Raw genomic sequence first — 7,647 nt, forward strand, 5'->3', positions numbered from 1 at the left:
ATGGCATACACGCTGGCACCCTTAAAGCTTTGCCCAGGTCGCCGAGGGCGTAGGACAGCGTCACGTTGGAGAGGCGCACGAAATTGCCGTTTTCTAAGTAGCGCGTGGAGGGCGTAACGGCATTGGCCAGCGACTCCCTCGTGCCCGACTCGTATTCGGCCAGGGCAATGTTGCGGCCCGCACGAATCTGGCTGACGTTCAGTACGCTGTTGAAGGTGTTGTTATAAATCTTATTGCCGAATACCCCATTGAGATTGGCCGTCAGGGAAAGCTTGGCAAAGCGGGCAGTTGTGCTCAGGCCCGCCAGCGTGGTGGGGTTAGGGTTGCCGGCGTAGCCCGCGGCCCCAAATTCGTTGTACAGCCCTGTGCTGGCGTTGATACCGTTATAGTTGGGCAAGTAGAAGCCGTTCAGCGGAGAGCCGTTCTGAATGGTTTCTATCGTTACGCCCGACAGGCCCTGCCCGCTAAGCGTACCCGTTTGAATAACCAGGGTAGCTGGCAGCCCCGATACCTCATTTTTTACGAACGTCGCATTGGCCGCAAAGCTCAGCCCGAAGCGTTGCGTGTCGAAGGCCGTGATGCCTGCCAACAGTTCTACCCCCTTGTTAACAATGATGCCGTCGAGGTTGGCCCAGATAACACTGCTCCCACCAGGCGCCGCCGGATACCCGGGAATATTGGGGTAAAGCAGGTCGGTTGTGCGCTTGTAGAAATAGTCAGCCGTCAGCGTCAGGCGGTTGTTGAATAAGGCGAAGTCGAGGCCAGCGTTGTACTGCTCGTCGGCCTGCCACTTTAGGTCCGGGTTTGCGTTGGTAATCTGGCCTAGGCCACCGCTATTGGACAAGAAGGCAAACTGCCCCTGCGCCGAGCCTGCCGGGAACTCCTGGTTGCCGGTGCGGCCGTAGCCTACCCGCGCCTTCAGTTGGTTGATGGCCTCAACGGCAAAGAAGCTTTCCTGGCTGATGTCCCAGGCTGCTGATAAGGAAGGGAAATAGCCGTACCGGTTGTTGGCGCCGAACTTAGTGCTACCATCTGCCGCAGGGTCGCCGTCAATAAGTAGCGGTTTTTGTAGTTTACAATGGCCCGGCCGAAGTACGACTGCAGTTCGGTTACGGGGGTCCACAAACGAGGAAATGTTGCGGGCCGACGGGTTGGAGTATTGTAGGTAGTTGGTGTAATCCAGCCCATAGGTGCCAAAGCCGCCGGCTGGCCCCAGTGCATTGATGGTTGAGCCAGAGTTAGCAAACTTCTGGTACTCGTACCCCAGCAGCGCATTCACGTTGAAGTCGGGGCTGACCTGCCGGTTGAAGCTCAGCGTGTGCGTCATTTGCTGGGTGAGCAGCTCGTTGTTGCCGATAAGCGCAAACCCCCGCCCAACGTAGTCCTCAATGTTGAGGCGCTGGTCGATGGACGTGCGGCGGACCCCAGTGCTATAGTTAGCCGAAATCAGGGCCCGGTATTCCAGCCAATCGGTGAACTTATAGTACGGTGAAATCGAAGCCAACGCAGTGGTTACCCGGGAGTTGTCGTTGTAGTACTCTAGTTGGGCTACTGGGTTGATGATGGTGCCACGCCGGACGAACGGGCTGCCGTCAGAATTGTACAGCGTATCGGTAGGGTTGTACTGCAAAGCCTGGCCGATGAGGCTCCCGCGGAAGTCGCCGTTGTTGGTGATGGGCGCCAGCTGCTCCCGGAATTGGCTTGTAGTCAGGTTTACGTCGGCCCCCAGGCGCTTGCTTTCCAGGAACTTTAGGTTGGTAGAAAGGCTAGCGGTATACTTTTTAAACCCGGTTTTCCGAACAATGCCCTTCTGATCGAGGTAGCCGAGCGAAAGGCGGTAGCGGCCGTTGTCGCTGCCGCCGCTCAGGGCCACGTTGTAGTTCTGGAGGGCTGCCGTGCGCAGAATCGCATCTAGGGGGTCGTTGTTTAAGCCCTTGTCGTTGGTAGTGGGCGCATCGTAGTAGCGCAGGGCCTGCCGGTATTGATCGGCGTCAAGCACGTCAATCTTGCGCATAATCTGGGAAAAGCCTCCAGAGACGCCCACATCCAGCCGGGGCTCACCCGATTTGCCGCGCTTGGTAGTAATGATGACTACGCCGTAGGCTGCCCGGGATCCGTAAATGGCCGTGGCGGAGGCATCCTTGAGCACGTCAATGCTTTCAATATCAGCCGGGTTTAGGAAGTTGAGCGGGTTGCTGTCGGGGCTGCCACCCAGGGCGGTGTTCAGGCCGGGCCGGGCCGAGCGACCATCCAGGGGTACGCCATCAATGACGTACAGCGGCTGGCCCGTGCCGGTCACGGCCGAGTTACCGCGGATGCGGATGGTAGCGGCGCCGCCGGGCTGCCCGCTGTTCTGAGTTACCTGCACGCCCGAGGCTCGCCCCTGAATCAGTTGGTCGGGTGAGGTGAAGGTTCCCTTGTTAAAGTCTTTGGGGCTCAATGAACTTACGGCTCCGGTGAGGTCTTGCTTACGGGCCGTGCCGTAGCCTACCACCACCACGTCGCCCAGGGCCTGAGCGTCTTCGCGCAGCGTCACTTGCACCGTAGATTTGCCCGTGATGCTGACTTGCTGAGACGCAAAGCCCACAAAGGATACGGTTAGGGTGGTGGCATCAGTGGGTACTTGCAGGGTAAAGCTGCCGTCGCCGCTGGTGCTTGTTCCTACCGATGTGCCGGGCACAACGACCGTAACGCCCGGTAGGCCATTTGAAGTAGCGTCAACTACTCTGCCCGAAACAGACCGCGTAGCCTGCGCTTGGCTCAGTATAGGAGATAATGCACATAGGCTGGTGAAAACCAGAGCTTTCACTAATGCAGGAATGCTTCGGCCGGATAGCCCGGCGGATGATTGCTCAGCCAATGTGTAGCGTTTGTACCAGTTATTGTCCATGAGTGAAGGAATAGAGTGTGGGAATTCTACAGGCACTTAGCTAAGCGTAAGCCGGCTGCCGCTACTCGGCAGAAAAGCAAGGCAAACGGCTCGGCTTTGCTGAGTGCAACTCGGGAAAGGCACTATGGGTGCAGGCAGTTAGCCACTGAGGAGCAGAGTATTGCGTAATGTTGAGCTGAGGAGAGTTAGGTTGGTAGCATAGGAAAGGAAGGGTTATGTGGGAAGGCAGATAAGATGGAAAAGCATGAAAAGCCAAGTGTGGCCGAAGTCAAGGGCAGGCTAAGATTGGTAAGCTGAGACAGGTGAAATGCAGCCCTTGAAACAGATATGGTGAGTGCGCTATCCTAGGTAGGCTCTACTAGCACTGATCATCCACTGCGGCGGCGCGTACTAGAAGAATCAGGGGCCCATGACCTCTGGCGGCCAATGATTAGGATGAGGTTGCTAGCCTAGTGCTTCTAGGTTAGGCCCTTGTATTCAGGTGTGCCCTAGCCTAGATATTGGGGTAGTTGGTGTAAAAGGCCATCAGTTTAATTGTCTTGTTTTCATGGGTTGACAGCAGCAAAGGGATGCTCAAACGGCGGCCAACGCCAGCACCTGGGCCTCAGATATGGGTGGGGTAGCGCCCTGGTAGCTGGCTACTAGGCACCCGCGGCGCAGGCAAAAGCCAAGTAGTTGGGAGGCGCCTGCCTCAGCAGCAACCCCCGAAGCAAAGCAGCAAGAAAAGCGTCGCCGCTACCGATGGTATCTTGCACCTGCACCACTAAGCTTGGGCTGAAATACAGCTGGTGGTCGACCCACAAGACTGCTCCATCGGCTCCCTTCGTGACGCACACGGCTTGCAGATGAAAGCGTTCAGCCAGCCACTGTAGGGCCGTTTCTTCACTCGGGGCCACCCCAAACCACCCCATGATTTCCGTTAACTCGTGGTGGTTTAGTTTTACCACGTCGGCTTGGTTGAGTAGGTAGCTCACTACGTCGCGGGAGTAGTGGGGGGGGCGTAGGTTTACATCAAAGACCTTGAGGCGGGCTTGTTGCAGTAGCCGGTACAACGTTTCGCGGGAGGGTGCGTGGCGGGCCGCGAGGCTGCCATACACGAAGCTTCGGCCGTTTCTACCAATTCTCGTACCTCGGCCGTGTACTGGATGTAGTCCCAGGCCACGGGCTTCACAATCTGGTAGGTCACTTCCATCGTGTTGCTCACGTTGGCTTTTACCACGCCTGTCAGGTGAGTTTCGCCGTGCTGCACGTAGTGGGTGCTGATGTTCTTTGACTCCACGAAAGCCCGCAACTCGGCACCTAAGTCATCATGACCAATACGGCTGATAATTAGAGCATTCAGACCGAAGTTGTGCAGGTGCACGGCTACATTCAGGGGGGCGCCGCCGGGCTGCCGGCCGGTGGGTAGCATGTCCCATAGCATTTCTCCAAAGCAAGCAATTGGCATGGGATGAGATGGAAAAGAGTTCCTGAAAACACTACCTCGCTACAGCCACCGAAATGCCTTTCTGCCCTACTGCTGGGGGCGCCAGTGGCTGTTTAGGAAATGCCGGTCTGGCTGGTCTAAAGGCGTTATTTTTTACGCCCGACACTAACCGTAGCACCCTTAGTGCATGACCAGCGTGTTCTCCATTTGCTCCAAACTACTACCCTTGGTTTCGGGCATATAGCGCAGCACAAACAGGAGTTGCAGCACCATCATGGCGCAGAAAAAAGAGAATGTATGCCCACCGCCCAAGCGCTCGGCCAGGTAGGGAAAAGAGAAGGCAATAACCGTAGCCATTACCCAGTGGGTAGAGGAGCCCAATGCTTGTCCCTTGGCCCGCACCGCGTTGGGAAATATCTCGGAGATGAACACCCAGATGACGGCTCCTTGCGAGAAAGCAAAGAAGCCGATGTACACGAACAGCAGCACCGGCACGAGGTAACCGCTGAACTGCTGGGTATAAAAGGCTCGCGCTACCAGCGCCAGCGTGGCAATGAGGCCAAGGGACCCTACCAGCATGAGCTTGCGCCGCCCAAACCGGTCGATGACATTGACCCCCAAGAGAGTGAAGGCGAAGTTGACCAGACCAATACCCGCCGACGAGAGCAAGGCCGCGCCCTGACCCAGGCCGGTCATCTCAAAAATGCGCGGGGCATAATAGATGATGGCATTGATGCCCGACACCTGATTGAAAAAGGCAAAGGCCACGGCAAGCAGCACCGGCGTGCGGTACTGAGTTGCCCACAACGACTCCCCGCGGCCGGTGCCAAGAGACTGAGCGTTCAGGATGGCGGCTACATCCTCCTGCACGGTAGCGGGGCTAATAATGCTTAGCACGTCGCGGCCTTCATTCAGGCGGCCATGGCAGTAGTAGCCAGCGGGGCTTTCGGGTACTTGAAATAGGAAGAGCAGGAAGGCCGCTGCTGGCAGAGCCTGCACGCCCAGCATTAGGCGCCAAGAATCTTCACCGGCATTGACAAGCAGGTAGTTAGAGAGGTAGGCTGCGAGAATGCCAAAGACGATGTTGAACTGAAACAAGCCCACCAGCTTGCCGCGCGAGTTGGCCGGCGAAATTTCAGAAATGTAGAGTGGAGCCGTTACGGAGGAAGCCCCACGCCCAAACCACCTAAAAAACGGAACACCATGAAGGTACCCAACTCGGCGCTAGCGCCGCGCCTACGGCCGACACCAAGTACAGCACCGCAATCCAGCGCTAAGGTTTGCCGCCGCCCCAACTGGTCCGAAGGGATACCCCCGAACATAGCACCTAGTACTGTACCAATCAGGGCAATCGAGATAGTAAAGCCGTGCTCGAAAGCCGACAACTGCCAGAGGTGCTGAATGGACCTTTCGGCTCCTGAAATCACGGCCGTGTCAAAGCCAAATAGAAAGCCGCCCAGTGCCGTGACGATTGACCAGAAAAGAACTTTGCGCTGAATCATGGAAAACCGGGGTGAACGTTTCCCAAATCTTGCCTTCCGTTACGGCTACAGTCTGCTACATTCTTTCAAATGCATGCAAAATTCTTGCAGATCATTATTTGTTACGCAATATTCTGATAATAAGCAGTTTACTGGCGCATATCTAGTTCTTAAACAGGGCTATATCCTTAATAATTCGACAGGACTTGCAGAATTTTGACAGGATTAGTGGCCTGTGTGCAGAGCTTTAAACTCGGAGGGAGATACTTGGTACTTGCCTTTGAAGAGGGTGGCAAAGTAGGAAGGAGAAGAAAAGCCGGTTTGATAAGCTACCTGAGCAATGGTGCTACCTTCCTGAAGCAGCAGTTGCCGGGCTTGGTAAGGCGTAGGTTTTGGATGCAGTCAATTACACCCGTGCCTAACAGGCTTTCACCTTGCGGTACAACTGCATCTGCGAAATGCCCATACTGCGCGCAATATCATCCACGCTCAGGCTGGACCGGTCGAGGTTGGCTTCGATGATGGCCATGAGGTCGGCCAAAAACTTTTGGTCTACGCGCTGGGGCGCTACCGTAGCGGTATCTACCGACAGCTCCCGGCGGAAGTGCTCCCGCTGCTGGTCGCGGTTGCGCAGTAGTGTGCGCAGGCTTTCTACTAGGAAGGTGGGGTTGAAAGGTTTGGTCAGGTAGAGGTCGGCCCCGGCCTGCACACCCTCAATCTGCTGTTCGGGGGCATTGCGGGCCGTGAGTAGCACCAGGGGAATGTGGGAGGTGCGCCAGTCGCCTTTCAGAGCGGCCACCACATCAAAGGCCACTGAGCTCCGGCAAGTTTACATCACAAACAACCACATCGGGAATGGTCTCACTGGCCTGGCGTAAGCCGGTAGCGCCATCGGCGGCGGTACTTACCTGGAAGTGAGGTTGGAGCTTCTGCACCAGAAAGTTGCGTACTTCTTCCTGATCTTCAATTATGAGTACGGTAGTGGTTGTGCGGGCCAGCGGGCTCTCGTCGAGCAGAGGCGCGGGCTCGTCGTCGAGCAGGTCATTCGGCGCGTGCGTATTGTGGGCTAGCTCCGCATCCAGAAAAGTAGTAGGCTTCTCCAGGGGCAGCGTCACCGTGAACGTGCTGCCGTGGCCGGGCTGACTCCGAAAGGATAAGGTACCCTCGTGCAAGCGGGTTAGACCGTCGGCCAGGGCGAGCCCCAGCCCCGAGCCGTTGGCAGATGGCTGGCTACCCTGGTAAAACCACCGCATGATGTGCGGCTGATCTGTTTCGGCAATGCCGCGCCCGTTGTCTTCTACGCTTATCTGCACGGTATTGGTGCCGGCATTGCGCTGCATACTTACCGTAATGTGGCCGCCATCGGGGGTGTACTTGAAGGCGTTGGAAAGTAGGTTGGAAAACACCTTGTCTAGAATGTCGCCGTCGAACCACAGGCTGATAACAGGTTCGGCTGGCAAAAACCGGAAGGTGATGCCCCGGCGCAGCGCGGTTTTCTCGAATACATCCATGAGCTCCCGCACGAAAGCTACCAGGTTGCCCTGGGTAGCGCCGCACGGCCATCTTGCCCACGTCGATTTTGCGAAAATCCAACAACTGGTTTACCAACTGTAGTAAGCGCTGGGTGTTGCGGCGCACCAGCTGCAAGTCGTGGCGCTGGGCAGCAGTTAGCTCACTAGGGTTGGTGAGCAAGTCTTCTACTGGGCCCAAGATGAGGGTGAGCGGGGTGCGCAGCTCGTGAGAGAAGTTGGTGAAAAAGCGCAGCTTGGCCTCCGACGACCGACGGGCTTCCTCGGCCAGTTGTGCAATCTGGTTGTGCTGGGCGCTAATTTGGGCGTTCTGCCCCTCTA

At 56.7% G+C, this 7,647-nt stretch carries 6 protein-coding genes and 2 pseudogenes; all 8 read right to left on the reverse strand.

Annotated elements, in window-relative coordinates:
• A partial coding sequence (locus tag VI25_RS18655) for a SusC/RagA family TonB-linked outer membrane protein (RefSeq protein ID WP_055562730.1) occupies positions 1–2,680 on the reverse strand: 2,680 nt, incomplete at its 3' end.
• An 851-nt stretch (positions 2,681–3,531) separates the two neighbouring features.
• Complete coding sequence (locus VI25_RS28635; RefSeq protein ID WP_052695722.1) at positions 3,532–3,987, reverse strand: PfkB family carbohydrate kinase; 456 nt, start codon at positions 3,985–3,987, stop codon at positions 3,532–3,534.
• Positions 3,897–4,337 (reverse strand): PfkB family carbohydrate kinase, encoded by a 441-nt coding sequence (locus VI25_RS28640; RefSeq protein WP_316934367.1) that lies wholly within the window; start codon positions 4,335–4,337, stop codon positions 3,897–3,899. Before VI25_RS28640 ends, VI25_RS28635 begins: the two co-directional genes overlap by 91 nt.
• A 159-nt stretch (positions 4,338–4,496) precedes the next feature.
• A pseudogene (locus VI25_RS18665) lies at positions 4,497–5,818 on the reverse strand (sugar porter family MFS transporter).
• Between the two features lie 204 nt (positions 5,819–6,022).
• Positions 6,023–6,199: a helix-turn-helix domain-containing protein gene (locus VI25_RS29015; protein WP_082455686.1), complete on the reverse strand. Its 177-nt coding sequence runs from the start codon at positions 6,197–6,199 to the stop codon at positions 6,023–6,025.
• Between the two features lie 16 nt (positions 6,200–6,215).
• Positions 6,216–6,596: a response regulator transcription factor gene (locus tag VI25_RS18670; RefSeq protein WP_161806981.1), complete on the reverse strand. Its 381-nt coding sequence runs from the start codon at positions 6,594–6,596 to the stop codon at positions 6,216–6,218.
• 4 nt (positions 6,597–6,600) lie between these two features.
• A complete protein-coding gene (locus VI25_RS18675; RefSeq protein ID WP_236705126.1) occupies positions 6,601–7,320 on the reverse strand; it encodes an ATP-binding protein in 720 nt (239 codons plus the stop codon).
• Between the two features lie 61 nt (positions 7,321–7,381).
• Positions 7,382–7,627, reverse strand: a pseudogene (locus VI25_RS29020) (sensor histidine kinase); the annotation flags it as partial.
• Positions 7,628–7,647: the final 20 nt, after the last annotated feature.

The organism is Hymenobacter sp. AT01-02 (assembly GCF_000961955.2).
Taxonomy (GTDB): Bacteria; Bacteroidota; Bacteroidia; order Cytophagales; family Hymenobacteraceae; genus Hymenobacter; species Hymenobacter mucosus.

Coding starts and splice junctions, on each gene's coding strand:
- VI25_RS28640 (WP_316934367.1), bottom strand. CDS start 4,337: ATGCCAATTGCTTGCTTTGGAGAAATGCTATGGGACATGCTACCCACC.